Source organism: Arthrobacter globiformis (genome assembly GCF_030817195.1).
In the GTDB taxonomy this organism is placed as follows: domain Bacteria; phylum Actinomycetota; class Actinomycetes; order Actinomycetales; family Micrococcaceae; genus Arthrobacter; species Arthrobacter globiformis_D.
On the sequence record NZ_JAUSYZ010000001.1, the window covers coordinates 2,199,177 to 2,214,262 of the forward strand.

At 67.1% G+C, this 15,086-nt stretch carries 14 protein-coding genes; 10 read left to right on the forward strand and 4 right to left on the reverse strand.

The genetic code is table 11. From position 1 onward, the window contains the following. The first annotated feature begins 1 nt into the window (after window position 1). Together QF036_RS09895 and QF036_RS09900 are read left to right on the forward strand one after the other, a co-directional pair. A complete protein-coding gene (locus QF036_RS09895) occupies window positions 2–1,285 on the forward strand; it encodes an alkaline phosphatase family protein (RefSeq protein ID WP_307101371.1) in 1,284 nt (427 codons plus the stop codon). Continuing rightward, on the forward strand, window positions 1,278–2,087 hold the full coding sequence (locus QF036_RS09900; protein WP_307101373.1) for a thymidine kinase: 810 nt from the start codon (window positions 1,278–1,280) through the stop codon (window positions 2,085–2,087). The genes QF036_RS09895 and QF036_RS09900 overlap by 8 nt, the downstream gene beginning before the upstream one ends. Before the next feature lie 3 nt (window positions 2,088–2,090). Here QF036_RS09900 and sepH read toward each other — a convergent pair whose 3' ends face one another. Then, window positions 2,091–3,614 (reverse strand): septation protein SepH, encoded by a 1,524-nt coding sequence (sepH, locus tag QF036_RS09905; RefSeq protein ID WP_307101375.1) that lies wholly within the window; start codon window positions 3,612–3,614, stop codon window positions 2,091–2,093. 259 nt (window positions 3,615–3,873) lie between these two features. On the opposite strand from sepH, the gene QF036_RS09910 reads away from it, so the two are divergent. After that, complete coding sequence (locus QF036_RS09910) at window positions 3,874–4,173, forward strand: DUF4193 domain-containing protein (RefSeq protein ID WP_043418614.1); 300 nt, start codon at window positions 3,874–3,876, stop codon at window positions 4,171–4,173. A 6-nt stretch (window positions 4,174–4,179) separates the two neighbouring features. Here QF036_RS09910 and QF036_RS09915 read toward each other — a convergent pair whose 3' ends face one another. After that, the gene (locus QF036_RS09915) at window positions 4,180–4,668 is read right to left on the reverse strand and encodes a DUF3093 domain-containing protein (protein ID WP_307101379.1); all 489 of its coding nucleotides are present in this window, start codon (window positions 4,666–4,668) and stop codon (window positions 4,180–4,182) included. 59 nt (window positions 4,669–4,727) lie between these two features. Between QF036_RS09915 and dut the strand changes: the two genes are divergently transcribed. The 4 genes from dut (at window position 4,728) to QF036_RS09935 (ending at window position 7,152) form a co-directional block, all read left to right on the forward strand. Beyond that, on the forward strand, window positions 4,728–5,291 hold the full coding sequence (gene dut, locus QF036_RS09920) for a dUTP diphosphatase (protein WP_307101381.1): 564 nt from the start codon (window positions 4,728–4,730) through the stop codon (window positions 5,289–5,291). Window positions 5,292–5,364: 73 nt separating this feature from the next. Further along, a complete protein-coding gene (locus QF036_RS09925; RefSeq protein WP_307101383.1) occupies window positions 5,365–6,078 on the forward strand; it encodes a DUF3710 domain-containing protein in 714 nt (237 codons plus the stop codon). Next, window positions 6,071–6,400, forward strand: a complete 330-nt coding sequence (locus QF036_RS09930; protein ID WP_307101386.1) for a hypothetical protein — start codon at window positions 6,071–6,073, stop codon at window positions 6,398–6,400. Before QF036_RS09925 ends, QF036_RS09930 begins: the two co-directional genes overlap by 8 nt. Beyond that, on the forward strand, window positions 6,397–7,152 hold the full coding sequence (locus tag QF036_RS09935; protein ID WP_307101387.1) for a DUF3159 domain-containing protein: 756 nt from the start codon (window positions 6,397–6,399) through the stop codon (window positions 7,150–7,152). The genes QF036_RS09930 and QF036_RS09935 overlap by 4 nt, the downstream gene beginning before the upstream one ends. Here the strand turns inward: QF036_RS09935 and QF036_RS09940 are convergent. Both QF036_RS09940 and QF036_RS09945 read right to left on the reverse strand, forming a co-directional pair. After that, complete coding sequence (locus QF036_RS09940; protein WP_307101388.1) at window positions 7,122–7,904, reverse strand: potassium channel family protein; 783 nt, start codon at window positions 7,902–7,904, stop codon at window positions 7,122–7,124. The two genes, QF036_RS09935 and QF036_RS09940, sit on opposite strands and share 31 nt — an antisense overlap. Next, complete coding sequence (locus QF036_RS09945) at window positions 7,905–8,573, reverse strand: potassium channel family protein (RefSeq protein ID WP_307101390.1); 669 nt, start codon at window positions 8,571–8,573, stop codon at window positions 7,905–7,907. It abuts the gene before it with no gap. A 94-nt stretch (window positions 8,574–8,667) separates the two neighbouring features. Between QF036_RS09945 and QF036_RS09950 the strand changes: the two genes are divergently transcribed. The 3 genes from QF036_RS09950 (at window position 8,668) to QF036_RS09960 (ending at window position 14,977) form a co-directional block, all read left to right on the forward strand. Then, complete coding sequence (locus QF036_RS09950) at window positions 8,668–10,644, forward strand: APC family permease (protein WP_307101392.1); 1,977 nt, start codon at window positions 8,668–8,670, stop codon at window positions 10,642–10,644. Further along, window positions 10,641–12,002, forward strand: coding sequence for a class I SAM-dependent RNA methyltransferase (locus tag QF036_RS09955; RefSeq protein WP_307101394.1), 1,362 nt, complete (start codon window positions 10,641–10,643; stop codon window positions 12,000–12,002). The genes QF036_RS09950 and QF036_RS09955 overlap by 4 nt, the downstream gene beginning before the upstream one ends. 149 nt (window positions 12,003–12,151) lie before the next feature. Further along, complete coding sequence (locus tag QF036_RS09960; RefSeq protein ID WP_307101396.1) at window positions 12,152–14,977, forward strand: aconitate hydratase; 2,826 nt, start codon at window positions 12,152–12,154, stop codon at window positions 14,975–14,977. Window positions 14,978–15,086: the final 109 nt, after the last annotated feature.

Genomic DNA, 15,086 nt, shown 5'->3' on the forward strand with positions numbered 1-15,086 from the left:
GATGCGGGAGCAGGAAAACCATGCTTCAGACTCCGCACTACGAACCACGGAATCCGGTCCTGCCGTAAGCGGGTTGCCGGCAGCACCGGCCTATGGCCGCCGCTCCGTGGCCGAGGTGCTGGGCAGCGCAGCAGCCAGCCTGGGTGTGCCGGGCTTCGAGAACGTGCTGGGCCTCCCGCAGGCCAGGCGCGTCTGCGTGGTCCTCGCCGACGGGCTGGGCCGCAGCCTGCTTAAGCAGAAGACCGCCCACACTCCCTTCCTCCGGGGCATCCTGCAGCAGGGGCAGGGGGCGGTCCCCGTATGGCTGGATGCCGCCTTCCCTTCCACCACTGCAGCCTCCCTCGCCAGCCTTGGCACCGGACTCGCGCCCGGCCAGCACGGACTGGTGGGCTATGACGTCCTGGATCCGGCCCAGGACAAAGTGGTCAATATGCTGGGCAACTGGGATGCTGCCGTGGACCCGCAAAAGTGGCAGCCGTTCCCCACGGTCTTCGAACGTGCCTCCGAACACGTGGCAGTCACCACCGTCAGCCTGCCGCAGTTCGGCGGCTCGCCCATGACCCAGGCGGCGCTGCGCGGCGGAGCATTCGTCTCCGGCACCACCCCGCACGCCCGCACTGCGGCGGCAGCCGAGGCGATGGCTGACGCGGAGTCCGCCCTCATGTACTTTTACGTGAACGACCTGGACAAGGCCGGCCACCGGTACGGCGCGCAGTCGCCGCAGTGGGAGCACCAGCTCGAGGAGCTGGACGCCACGGTCAAGCGCCTTGATGCATCACTCCCGCCCGGAACCACCGTGCTGGTGACGGCCGACCACGGGATGCTGGACGTTCCTGAATCACAGCGCCTCGATTACGCCGCCGACGCCGCCCTCGTGGACGGTGTCCGGCACACCGCCGGGGAACCGCGCATGGTCCACCTGTACCTGGAGGACGACGCCGGCGATGCCGCGAAGGAGCGGCTCCTGGCGGCCTGGCGTGCCCGCTTCGGCGAGCGGATCTGGGCATTCACCCGGGAGGAAGCCGTGGCTGCAGGGCTCTTCGGTACGGTGCGGCCCGAAGTCACCGGACGGCTGGGCGATGTGATGGTGGCCGCCCGGGACGCGCTGGCCTTCTACGACACCCGCCGGGTACGTCCGACGGCCATGGAGGTTGTGGGCCAGCATGGTTCCCTGACCAAGGCTGAACGCGAAGTGCCGCTGCTCAGTTTCCAGGCTTCCGGTACGACAGCCTCAGGCAAGGCAGGCCGCGGAAGGACAGCAGGCCGCCAGGGATCCCGTGGCTGAGCTCGTCTTTTTCTCCGGAACCATGGACTCCGGCAAGTCCACCCTCGCCCTGCAGATGGATTACAACCACCGCGCCCGCGGGCGCGGCGGGGTGCGCTTCAGCCGCAACGACCGCGCCGGCGACTCCCGGATCTCCAGCCGCCTGGGGCTGCAGGCCGAGGCCGTGGAAGTCGTCGACACCACGGACTTCTGGGACGAGGTGGTGCTCCGCCGCACCCAGGGGATTCGCGTGGACTACCTCATCTGCGACGAGGCACAGTTCTATTCAGCCGCCCAGGTGGAGCAGCTGGCGCGCGTAGTGGACGAGATCGAGGTGGACGTCTTTGCCTTTGGCATCACCGCGGACTTCCGGACCCGCCTCTTCCCGGGTTCCCAGCGGCTGATTGAACTCGCCGACCGGGTGCAGGTCCTGCAGGTTGAAGCGTTGTGCTGGTGCGGCCGGCGCGCCACCCATAACGCCAGGACGGTCGACGGCGTGATGGTCACCGAAGGCGCCCAGGTGGTGGTCGGCGATGTGGACATGGCCATTGATCCCGCGGCCGGCGATTGCGACGACGGTGCGGGCCACGTGCCGGTGGTGGGCTACGAAACGCTGTGCCGCCGGCATTTCATGCGCCGGGTCACTGCCCACGGCGCCAGCATCATTGCCCAGCAGGACGAGCTGCTCCCGTTCGAGGTGGATGCCTGCCTGTGGCACGGTGCTGGTGGAAAGGCCCCTGCCGGTGGAAAGTCCGGTGCTGATGAAAAGTCCGGTGCTGATGAAAAGTCCAGTGCCCGTGCCAGCGGAAGGGCCTGCAGCTAGTCCTCAGTCGCCGCGGGTGCCGAAGACAATTTCGTCCCAGCTGGGAACGCTTGAGCGCTTCGGCCGGGATGGCTGGCGCTCCGGTTCGTCGCGGTCCTGATCGGCGCGGGACGTTCCCTGGCCGGGCTGTGGCCGGGCCCCCTCGAGACGGCTTCCTTCGAGACGGCTTCCGTCCAGACGGCGGCGGGCATTTCCGCGGCCCAGGAGTTCGTCCAGCCCCGGGTTGGCAGGCCCCGGGCGTCCGGTAACCGGGCCGGGGGACTGCGCCGCCGGTGAGGCGGGCTCCTCAGGCTTGGCCGGACCCGGCTGACCCGGGCGACCCGGGACAATGGTGATTTCGCGCGTGTGGGTGCTGACGCCGTCGTGAAGCTTCAGCGACTCGTCCTCGGTGTCCTCGTGCCTGGGCACCAGGTTGAGGCGGGAAACCATCGAAGGCCTGCCGTCACGGCGCCGGGCCAGCGTGAACTCCGCCGCCGGAGCCTCGGCGGCACCGTCGCCGTCGTTCTCCTGCGCTCCGGTTTCCGGGTCATGTTCCGCATCATCCTGTGCTGCACTGTCGGAATGCGCTGCACTGTCGGAATGGGCTGCAGTATCGGGATGGGCTGAATCACCTGGATGCGCCGGGCCCTCCGCCGGCGGTTCGGACTCTGTGCCCGCAGGCGCCTCCTCCGCCCGGGGGTGGGCGGCCGGGACACCGTTTGCCAGCAGCAGCGCCAGGGCGTCGTCGCTGTCCTCGTCCACGCCAAGCCGCTGGCCGCGCCGCGAACGCAGCATGTCCAGCAGGCCGTCGGGGTCTTTCTGCTGCTCCATGCCAGCGCCAATGCCGGTGCGGGCCGCAGCCGCCGCGTCAGTTTCGAAGTCGAAAGGCCTGTCAGACACCGCGGAAAGCCGGCGGGTCGGCACAGGTCCGTCCAATGGCTCCAGTTCGCTGAGCTGCTGGGCCCAGCGGTTCGCGTTCTGCAGGGATTTGCGGGTGGGGTTGAACGTCCACATCGCGGGAGGTTCCTCCCCAATGCTCGCGTGGCCGCCGGCAGCGGCTTCAAACTTGGCCACCACAGTCCAGGTACCGTCAGGACGGCGCCATGAATCCCATTCCAGCGTGGAGGACTGGATACCGTGGGCGGTAAGCCGGTGGGCCACCATGTCGCCAAGGGTGGCGGGGTTGTCGCCGAACGCCGAACGGTAGACGTCGTGCCCCGGGGCGGGGGAAGCGACCTCCACCTTCTGGGCCTGCTGCGCGATGTATGCGCGCTCGGCCAGGACCGGCCCTTCGTACCGCTCCACCTTTTCCTGCGGCATGCCGGAGGCGGCGGCAACCTCGGCAGCAGTGGAACCGCTGCGGATTTTCGCCTGGATGTCGCGGGGAGACATGGCCACGGGGGTACCCGCGGACGGGCGCGCAGAGGGCCGGCTGGCAGCCAGCCTGAGCGCCTCATTGATCGGGAGCCGGAACATTGCGCCGGCGGTACCGCTTAACAGGAGATGCTCCCCGTCGTCGTGGACGCCTACAAGCCGTAGATCCTGCATACAATCCTCCACCCTGGCATTACTATCATTCGAAACTCTGCCACCCCGCACTGTCTTTTCCCGTTAGGGCAGAGGGCGCGCCGCGAAATTCCGGGAGTTTCGGGCGGTCGGTGGAAGCGCGCGGGAGACGCTGGACCTGGCTATGGCTTTTCCGCCCGGCCTGGAGAAAAATGTGCGCGTACCGGGCACAAACCAGGTTCATCCGGCGTTGTCCCGGATGAATCATTCGAGCGATTCGACGGAGTGTGAGCAGCAGGCCATGGCGACTGATTATGATGCGCCGCGGAAGTCCGAAGAGGACCTCAACGAGGACTCGATTGAGGAGCTGAAGACCCGCCGCGCCGATAAACCAACGGCAGTGGTGGAGGAGGACGAGGCCGACCTCGCCGAAGGCTACGAGTTGCCCGGAGCCGACCTGTCCGGTGAGGAGCTCATGGTCCGTGTCATGCCTGCCCAGGCCGACGAGTTCACCTGCGCCTCGTGCTTCCTGGTCCGGCACCGCTCCCAGATCGCCCGCGAAAAGAACGGGCTGCTGTACTGCCGCGATTGTGAAGGCTGACTGAGGCTACTTTCCGGTCAGCGCCGCGACGAGTTCTTCCGGGCGCCGCGTGGAGGTCAGCCAGTACGGCGTGGGGTCCGAGGGATCGGCGATCTCGATCCTGACCACCGGGTCAATCCACCCCCGGATGCAGAGATAGGCCAGGCCGTTCAGGCGCGTGCCGCGCTCCGCCGTCGCTTCTTTGCCACGGTACGCTGCTGCCGCGCCGATCAGGGTGCGTTCGATGCTGGCCCGGCCCACCTGCAGGGTCCGCGCGGTCACCACCACTGCCGGCGTGGACAGGACCAGCAGCACTGCCTCGATGGCGAACAGCACAGCCGCTGCCGTGAAGCCGGCAGCCAGGCTGATGGGGGCGAAGACCAGGATGCCTGCCGATGCGATGCCCACTGCGACCACCCAGATCCACACGCCGGGCCACAGCTTTTCGGAGAAAATTGCGGTTTCGTCCGGTGAAGACGGGTTGCGGGCGGGGACGGCGGCGCTTGATTCGGGCATGCCCCCAAGCTTAGTGGCCAGTATGAGGAGGAGCCGCGCGGGCGATAGAGTGAGGGACTGTGACTGACGAATCAACGGCCATGACGTCCCTTGCGCAGCAGGCCCCCGCGGCGCAGCAAGCCCCCGCGACTGCCGCTGTGCAGCCGCCCAGGGCGGAGTTCGGAGCACCCACGGTGCAGGTGCAGCTGAAAATGCTCGACGACGGCCTGGAAGCCCCGTCGTACGCCCACCCCGGTGACGCCGGTGCGGACCTGCGGGCCCGCGAGGACGTGGTGCTCGAGCCGGGCGAGCGGCGGCTCGTCCCCACCGGTGTATCCATCGCCCTGCCGGATGGCTTCGTAGCCCTGATCCACCCCCGCTCGGGCCTCGCCACCAAGCACGGGCTCACGGTCGTGAACGCACCGGGAACCGTCGACGCCGGATACCGGGGGGAGATCTCGGTGACCCTGCTCAACACCGACCGCGACCAGGCCATAGAACTGCGGCGCGGCGATAGAATTGCACAGATGGTGATCCAGCGGGTGGAGCACGCGCAGTTCGTCGCCGTGGGGGAGCTGAACGACTCTGTCCGGGGTGCCGGCGGGTTCGGCTCCACGGGCGGATTTGCCGTTCCGGGCACGTAGCGGCTCAACACCTGCTGGGCTGCACACCCGCCTTTCGGGGCGCGCGGCATGATCACGACTAAGGAGACAACGCATGGTTTTTGGGCTGGGTAAGAAACCCAAGAAGCAGGAATCGGCAGAACCGGAGGACGTCCAAGAGGACGCCGCCCCGGATCCGGCCGAGAATGCTGCGGATGACCGCAGGGCCAACGGTCCCTTCGACGTCTCCGAGATCAGCAGCCGCGACGGCTATGTGGACCTCGGCGCCCTGCTCATTGCGCCCCGCGATGGACTCCAGCTCCGGCTTGAAGTCGAGGAAGCAACCCAGCGCGTCGTCGCCGTGACCATGGACCTCGAGGGGTCGAGCCTGCAGCTGCAGGCGTTTGCCGCGCCCCGTTCCGAAGGGCTCTGGGATGAGATCCGGGAGCAGATCGGGCAGTCTGTGGGCGGCCAGGGCGGCCAGGTTGAGGAGATCCCGGGGGACTACGGCGTGGAACTCGTGGCCAAGCTCCCGGCAGGCGCCCCGGACGGCAGCCAAGGTTACCGTGTGGCCCGCTTCGTCGGCGTCGACGGCCCCCGCTGGTTCCTTCGCGGCGTTTTCGGCGGCGCGGCCGCGCTGGACCGTGAAGCTGCCGCCAGCCTCGAGGACCTGTTCCGGAAGATCGTGGTCATCCGGGGCGAGAACCCCATGCCGCCGAGGGACCTGTTGCAGCTGCGCCTGCCCAAGGACACCGCGGCGTCCGTGCCCCCCGCAGCGCCGGACCTCCAGCAGCCCGAGCGCGGGCCGGAGATCACCCAGATTGGTTGACGCGGGCGGCCCGCAGGACCAGGCGGTACCCATCGGCGGGCTGCCGGAGCGCGGGCGCGTCCTCTGCCATGGATTTATCGAGTCGGTGACCTACGCGCCCCCGTCGGAGGTGGCAGCCTTCACGGCCATCGTCTCGGACCACGACACCCCGGTGGCAGAGCGGCGCCGCCGGCTGCGTGTCATCTGGCTGGGCCGCCGCCGCATTCCGGGGATCGACGCCGGGACGGAACTCAGGCTCGACGGCATGCTTACCGTTAAGGAAGGCATGCCCACCATGTTCAACCCCCGCTACGAGATACTGTCTCGCCAGGAGAACCAATGACTTTGCCTGAGAACCCCGATTCGGGACCGGGCCGCGAGGAACCCAAGCCCACGCCCGAGAACCCGGGTCTTGCAGGGCTGGCCGAGGACTATGCGTCCAAGGCAGGGCTGCACCGCACGCACGACGGACGCATCGACGTCCTGAAGAGCGCCGGCGGCTACCAGGGAATCGCCGAGAGCATCCTGCCCGGCCTGGTCTTCCTGATCGCCTTCACCGCCACCACCGCGCTGACGCCGTCGCTCATTGCCGCGCTGGGCATCGCCGCCGTCTTCACCGTGGTCCGGCTCGTGCAGCGCCGCCCGCTGACCCAGGCGCTGGCCGGCGTCGTCGGTGTGGGCATCTCAGCCTGGCTCGCCAACACCACGGGCAAGGCCGAGGACTTCTACCTTCCGGGATTCCTGACCAATACGGCCTACATTGTGGCGATGGTCATCTCCATCGCCGTCCGCTGGCCCATCGCCGGACTGCTGTTCGGGTTCATCCGCAACGAAGGCCTGGACTGGCGCAAGGACCCGGTCCGCGTCCGCGCCTACCGGCTGGGCACGTGGATCATCGTGGGTGTGCTGGTGCTGCGCCTGCTGGTGCAGGTTCCCCTGTACCTGATGGGTCCGGACGGGTTGGCGGCGCTGGCCACCACCAGGCTCATCATGGGTGCACCGCTGTACATCCTCGGCGTGTGGATCGCCTGGCTCATCACGCGGCCGGCGGCCACGCCTGACGGTCAGCCGTCGAAGCCGTCGTCATCCAGCTGATCCGCGGTTGCCGGGGCGGCTTCCTCTGACGAAACGGCCGACGCCGGGACCTCGCCCCGTTCGCGCCCGTCGCCTGGCGCCTGCCCCTCGCTTGAGCCGGGCGACAGCAGTTCGCGCAGCTGGTCCTCGGCCGCGATGGTGGTGACAAAAAACAGTTCGTCGCCGCCGTCGATGACGTCGTCCCGGCTGGGTGTGATCGGTGCCTGGTCCCGCAGGATGGCCACGAGAGTGGAGTCCTCGGGCCAGTCGATGTCGCCCACAGTCAGCCCGATGGCGTGGGAGTCATGCGGCACCGTGAACTCGACGAGGGAAGACACGCCTGTCTGCAGGGTCAGGAGCCGGACCAGGTCGCCGATCTCCACGGCTTCCTCCACCAGCGCCGTCATGAGCTGCGGCGTGTTCACGGCAACGTCCACGCCCCAGGAGTCGTTGAACATCCAGTCGTTCTTCGGGTTGTTCACCCGGCCCACGGTGCGCCCGATGCCGAACTCGGTCTTGGCCAGCAGCGAGACGACGAGATTCACCTTGTCATCGCCTGTCGCCGATACCACCACGTCCGCGTCCTCGAGCTTCGCGTCCTGCAGGGTGCTCAGTTCGCAGGCGTCGCCCACCAGCCAGTGCGCCCCCCGCAGGCCGCTGCGCCCGATCACTTCGGGCTTGAGGTCAATGAGCAGGATCTCGTGCTTGTGGGCCAGCAGCTCACGGGCAATCGAGGAGCCGACGCTTCCGGCCCCGACGATGACGACTTTCACTTAGGACTCCTTGGCGGGTGCTTTTGCGAGGATGTGGGCGACTTCAGAGGAGCGGTCCACCCGCAGCATGGCATGCACCGTATCGCCGTCCTGGTAGGAGGTGCCCGCGGCGGGCAGCATCCCCTCGCCGAACCTGGTCAGGTAGGCAACCCGGACATCGGCCACCTTTTCGATGGAGGAGACCGGATGGCCCACCCATTCCGGGTGGAGGTCGAGTTCTGCCAGCACGAGGCGGCCGGACGGGTCGCGGAAGTCTCCGGCCAACTGTTCGGGAAGGATGCGGCGCAGGACCTGGTCGGCGCTCCAGCGCACCGCGGCCACCGTGGGGATGCCCAGGCGCTGGTAGATTTCGGCTCGGCCGGGATCGTAGATGCGGGCCACCACGTGCGGCACGTGGAACGTCTCGCGCGCCACCCTGGTGGCCAGGATGTTGGAGTTGTCGCCGCTGGACACGGCCGCAAAGGCATAGGCATCAGCGACGCCCGCTTGCTTCAGGGTGTCGCGGTCAAAGCCGACTCCGGTGACTTTCCGGCCTGTGAAGCCCGAGCGGAGGCGGCGGAAGGCGCGGTCGTCCTGGTCGATGATGGCTACGGAATGGCCCGCATCTTCGAGCGTGTGCGCCAGGGTGGCCCCGACGCGTCCGCAACCCATGATCACGAAGTGCGCCACGCGTTCTCTCCTCAACTCTCGCCGACTGCTCCGTAAGACTCTACCGCCGGAAACCTGCCATGACATCGCGTGCGAATCAGACTAACTTTGTGTGGTGCTGACAATTCTGAATGCCGTGAAGCGCGTGCTGGTGGGAAGGCCCTTCCGGAACGACAGGATGGCCCACACCCTCCTGCCGAAGAGGATCGCGCTGCCAATCTTCGCTTCGGATGCATTGTCCTCCGTGGCCTATGCCCCCGATGAGATTCTCCTCACGCTGGCCCTGGCCGGCGTGAGCGCGGTGACCATTTCCCCGCTCGTGGGCCTCGCCGTCATGGTGGTCCTGCTCACGGTGGTGGCGTCATACCGGCAAAACGTCCACGCCTACCCTTCCGGTGGCGGGGACTACGAGATCGCCAATGAAAACCTGGGCAAGTTCGCGGGGCTGACGGTGGCGTCTGCCCTGCTGGTGGACTATGTCCTGACCGTCGCCGTGTCCATGTCCTCCGCAGCCACATACCTCACCACTGCCATCCCTTCGCTCCATGGGCAGCAGGCCATGATCGCCACCATCGGCGTGGTGGTCCTGGCGCTCGTCAACCTGCGCGGGATCAAGGAAGCCGGCAGCGTTTTCGCGGTGCCGACGTACATCTTCATGGCCTCCATCCTGGGCATGACCCTCGTCGGCATTTTCCAGGCCGTGACCGGCCAGCTGGGCCAGGCGCCGTCGGCTGCGTTCACGATTGTCCCCGCACCCGGCTTCGACGAGGGCCTCGTGGGGCTTGCCGGCGCGTTCCTGCTGCTGCGCGCCTTTTCCTCCGGGGCCGCCGCCCTGACCGGTGTGGAAGCGATCAGCAACGGGGTGCCGAACTTCCAGAAGCCCAAGAGCAAGAACGCGGCCACCACGCTGCTGCTGCTCGGGATCATCGCCTCGGCCATGCTGGCAGGGATCATCTACCTGGCCAACGCCACCAAGGTGCATATCGTGCTGGATCCGGCCACCGAGTTCCTGCTTAACGGGCAGCCGCTGCCCGAGGGGTATATCCAGAACCCGGCCATCAGCCAGATCGCGCAGACCATTTTCGGTGCCGGGTCCATTCCGTTCTACATTGTGGTCGCGGCCACGGGCGTCATCCTGGTGTTTGCCTCCAACACGGCCTTCAACGGCTTTCCGGTGCTGGGCTCCATCCTCGCCCAGGACGGTTACCTGCCCCGGCAGCTGCGGACCCGCGGCGACAGGCTCGCCTTCAGCAACGGTGTGCTTGCCCTGGCCGCCGGGGCGCTGGTGCTGATCCTTTCCTTCAACGCTGACGTGACCAAGCTCATCCAGCTGTATATCGTCGGTGTTTTCATCTCCTTCACGGCGAGCCAGCTGGGCATGGTCCGCCACTGGGGCCGCGAGCTGAAGCTGGCCAAGGACAAGGCGGTGCGCCGCCGGATGATCAAGTCGCGCACCATCAACATGATCGGCTTCGGCATGACCGCGCTGGTGCTGGTGATCGTGCTCATCACCAAGTTTGAGCAGGGCGCCTGGATTGCCCTGCTCGCCATGTTCGTGCTGTTCCTCATCATGTGGAGCATCCGGGCCCACTACGACAACGTGGCCAAGGAACTGGCGGTCGACGAGGATTCGTCGCCGCGCGCCCTGCCCACCCGCGTGCACGCCGTGCTGCTGGTGTCCCATGTCCGCAAGCCGGTGCTCCGGGCGCTGGCCTACGCGCGTGCCTCCCGGCCGTCGCGGCTGGACGCCATCACGGTGGACATCAACGCCGAGGAAACAGCGCACACCCTCGCCGACTGGGAGAAACTGGAGATCCCGGTGCCGCTGACCATCCTGGCCAGCCCCTACCGCGAGACGGTCACGCCGATCATGGACTACATCAAGAACATGCGCCGGGACTCACCCCGGGACCTGATCGTGGTGTACATCCCCGAGTACGTGGTGGGTAAATGGTGGGAGCAGCTGGTGCACAACCAGACAGCCCTCCGCATCAAGACCCGGCTCCACTTTGAGCCCGGCGTCATGGTTGCCAGCGTTCCCTGGCAGCTCAAATCATCCGAAGAAGCCAAGAGACTGCAGGACATTCAATGAGCCCGGACACCCAAACCACTTCGACCGGACTCGAACTGGTTGTCGACGTCGGCCCCGTGGCCCACGGCGGACACTGCGTGGCCCGCCACGAGGGCCGCGTGGTCTTCGTCCGCCATGGCATCCCGGGGGAGCGGGTGCGGGTCCGGCTCACGGACGCGGAAGAGAAGGCGAAGTTCTGGCGGGCGGACGTCGTGGAAGTCCTGGATGCTTCGCCGGACCGGGTGCCGCACTTCTGGCGGACCGCCGATTCGGCCAGCTCCTGGGCACACGGGCGTCCGCCGGTGGGCGGCGCCGAACTTGGCCACGTGTCGCTGCAGCGCCAACGGAGCCTCAAATCGGAGGTGCTGGGTGAACAGCTTAGGCGGCTGGCCGCCGTCGAACTCTCCCCCGACGTGGAAGCGGTCGGACCAGCAAACGCCGGAAAAACGGACGACGGCGTGGCCGGCCTTGCGTGGCGCACACGAGCCAGCTTTGGCGTCACCCAGAGCGGCCGGCTCGGCATGCACGCCCACCGCTCCGACCAGGTGATTCCCGTCCAGGAAATGCCGCTGGCCGTCGACGGGATCAACGCGCTGCGGCTGTGGGACGTGGACCTTCAGGGCATCGAGCGGGTGGAGGTGGCCGCGCCCGCCAACGGCTCGCGGCCGCTCGTGTTGCTGGCCCCGGCCCCCGGAACCCGCGCCAAACGGCTGAACTCCATCCTCTCCCAGCTTCCCGCGGACGTGTCCGTGGCCAGTTACGATCCACTCAAGAACGAGACCCTGCAGCTCCGCGGCCGGACCTGGGTGCAGGAATCTGCGGCCGGCCACGACTACCGGGTCACGGGTGCGGGGTTCTGGCAGATCCACCGCGATGCACCGGAAACCCTGGTGGGTGCCGTCACCAAATTCCTGCACGACGGCGGGTTCCTGGAACCTGGCGCCGCTGTGGCGGACCTCTACGCCGGTGCGGGCCTGTTCACCGCCCCGCTGGCTGACGCGGTGGGGGAGACCGGGTCCGTCCTGTCGGTGGAGGGAGCTCCCGGCACCAGCCGTGACGCCCGGAAAAACCTGCACGGTTCACCGCAGGTGGAGATCGTGCAGGGCAAGGTGGAACGGGTGCTGCGGCAGCGGCAGCGCCAGTTCGACGCCCTCATCCTCGACCCGCCGCGCGCCGGTGCGGGCAAGGCCGTGGTCAGCCAGCTGATTGACTCGAAGCCCCGGGCAATCGCCTACGTTTCCTGCGACCCGTCGTCGTTCGCACGCGACATTGGTTACTTCCAGCAGGGCGGCTGGCAGCTGGCCGGGCTGCGGGCCTTCGACCTCTATCCGCACACGCACCATCTTGAAACTGTCGCGCTGCTGACGCCCCGCGGCTGATGCCACTACTATGGGCCGTGTAGCCCCTGTCGCGCCCGTGTTCCCGGCTGACCATGCAGTTTGATGCGACCGGCACTAATTAGGGTGTCCTAACTAGCAAGCGGTCAACCGCGCGACAAAGATGAAACTGTTGCGAGAGGAGTCCTGCGATGAGCACTGTGGACAGCTTCGGTTCAAAAGGCAAACTTGATGTTGCCGGAACCGAATACGAAATTTTCCGGTTGAACTCCGTTGAAGGTTCAGAAACCCTTCCGTTCAGCCTTAAGGTACTGCTTGAAAACCTGCTAAGGACCGAGGACGGCGCGAACATCACCGCCGATCACGTTCGCGCCCTGGCAGGATGGGACCCGAATGCCCAGCCCGACACCGAAATCCAGTTCACGCCCGCCCGCGTGATCATGCAGGACTTCACGGGTGTCCCCTGCGTGGTGGACCTTGCCACCATGCGCGAGGCAGTCAAGGAGCTCGGCGGCGATCCGAAGAGGGTGAACCCGCTTGCTCCGGCCGAGATGGTTATTGACCACTCCGTCCAGATCGACGTTTTCGGTAACTCCGGCGCACTGGAGCGCAACATGGAGATCGAATACCAGCGCAATGGTGAGCGCTACCAGTTCCTGCGCTGGGGCCAGACCGCGTTCGACGACTTCAAGGTCGTCCCGCCGGGAACCGGCATCGTGCACCAGGTCAACATCGAATACCTGGCCCGCACCATCATGACCCGCGAAGTGGACGGCGCCCTGCGCGCATACCCCGACACCTGCGTCGGTACCGACTCGCACACCACCATGGTCAACGGCCTGGGTGTGCTCGGCTGGGGCGTCGGCGGCATCGAAGCCGAGGCGGCCATGCTTGGCCAGCCGGTTTCCATGCTCATCCCGCGCGTGGTCGGCTTCAAGCTCAGCGGCAGCATCCCTGCCGGTGCCACCGCCACCGACGTGGTGCTCACCATCACGGAGATGCTGCGCAAGCACGGCGTTGTGGGCAAGTTCGTGGAGTTCTACGGCGAAGGCGTTGCCGCGGTGCCGCTGGCCAACCGCGCCACCATCGGCAACATGAGCCCGGAGTTCGGCTCCACGGCTGCCATGTTCCCGATCGACGACGTCACCCTCGACTACCTGCGCCTCACCGGCCGCTCCGACGAGAACGTGGCCCTGGTGGAGGCCTACGCCAAGGAGCAGGGCCTCTGGCACGATCCTTCCCGCGAGATCAAGTTCTCCGAGTACCTCGAGCTGGACCTCTCCACCGTGGTTCCGTCGATCGCCGGCCCGAAGCGTCCGCAGGACCGCATCGAGCTGACCGAGGCCAAGGACGAGTTCCGCCACGACCTCAAGAACTACGTCACCCACGACGCCGACGCCGGCTCGCTGGATGAGTCGCTGGAGGAATCCTTCCCGGCTTCCGACCCGCCCTCCTTCACCACCGGCGCCACGCACGTGACCGACAGCGACCGCGTTCCGCCCAAGTACTCCGCCGCGCACGGTGCCGAGGGCCGCCATTCCAGCCCCGTCGCCGTGAAGATGGAGGATGGCCGCGAGTTCGACCTGGACCACGGAGCGGTGACCATCGCGTCAATCACCTCGTGCACCAACACGTCCAACCCGTCGGTCATGCTTGCCGCCGCCGTGCTGGCCCGCAACGCCGTGAACAAGGGCCTCACCGCCAAGCCGTGGGTCAAGACCTCCGTCGCCCCCGGCTCCAAGGTGGTCACCGACTACTACGAGAAGTCCGGCCTCACCCCGTACCTGGAGAAGCTCGGCTTCTACATCGTGGGCTACGGCTGCGCCACCTGCATCGGCAACTCCGGTCCGCTGGAAGCCGAGATCTCCGAAGCCATCCAGGCCAACGACCTCGCCGTCAGCGCCGTGCTCTCGGGCAACCGCAACTTCGAAGGCCGCATCAACCCGGACGTCAAGATGAACTACCTGGCCTCCCCGCCGCTGGTCATCGCCTACGCCCTGGCCGGTTCCATGGACTTCGACTTCGAAACCGACCCCCTGGGCAAGGACGAAGCAGGCAACGACGTCTTCCTGAAAGACATCTGGCCCAACCCGGTCGAGGTACAGGAAGTCATCGACTCCTCCATCGACAAGGAGATGTTCGCCAAGGGCTACGAGGGCGTCTTCGAGGGCGACGACCGCTGGAAGGCGCTCGACACCCCCGCCGGCGACACCTTCGCCTGGGATGAGAAGTCCACGTATGTCCGGAAGCCCCCGTACTTCGAGGGCATGAAGGCCCAGCCGGAGCCCGTGCAGGACATCGCCGGTGCCCGCGTGCTGCTCAAGCTCGGCGACTCTGTCACGACCGACCACATCTCCCCGGCCGGTTCGTTCAAGTCGGACACCCCCGCCGGGCAGTACCTGCTGGCCAACGGCGTGGAGCGCAAGGACTTCAACTCCTACGGCTCGCGCCGTGGCAACCACGAGGTCATGATCCGCGGCACGTTCGCGAACATCCGCATCAAGAACCAGCTCCTGGACGGCGTGGAGGGTGGCTTCACCCGCGACTTCACCCAGGCTGACGGCCCGCAGGCCTACGTCTACGACGCCGCACAGAACTACCAGGCAGCCGGCACCCCGCTGGTGGTCCTGGCCGGCAAGGAGTACGGCTCCGGTTCGTCCCGTGACTGGGCCGCCAAGGGCACGGCACTGCTGGGCGTCAAGGCCGTCATCGCTGAGAGCTACGAGCGCATCCACCGCTCCAACCTCATCGGCATGGGCGTCCTTCCGCTGCAGTTCCCCGCCGGCGAATCCGCTGCCACGCTGGGCCTGACGGGCACGGAAACCTTCGCTGTGGAGGGCGTCACCGCCCTGAACGAAGGCACCACGCCCAAGACCCTCAAGGTCACCGCCACCGCCGAGGACGGTTCCACCAAGTCCTTCGACGCAGTGCTCCGCATTGACACCCCCGGTGAAGCGGACTACTACCGCAACGGCGGCATCCTGCAGTACGTCCTGCGCCAGATCTCCGCTAACTAGCGGGATTTTGCCGGGCCAGCCCCGGCAAGCAGTGCGATGAGGCCCCGGCCGGTCACTTGACCGGCCGGGGTTTCTGCATTGCTGCCAGCGCGGAGGCGCTACAGTTAAT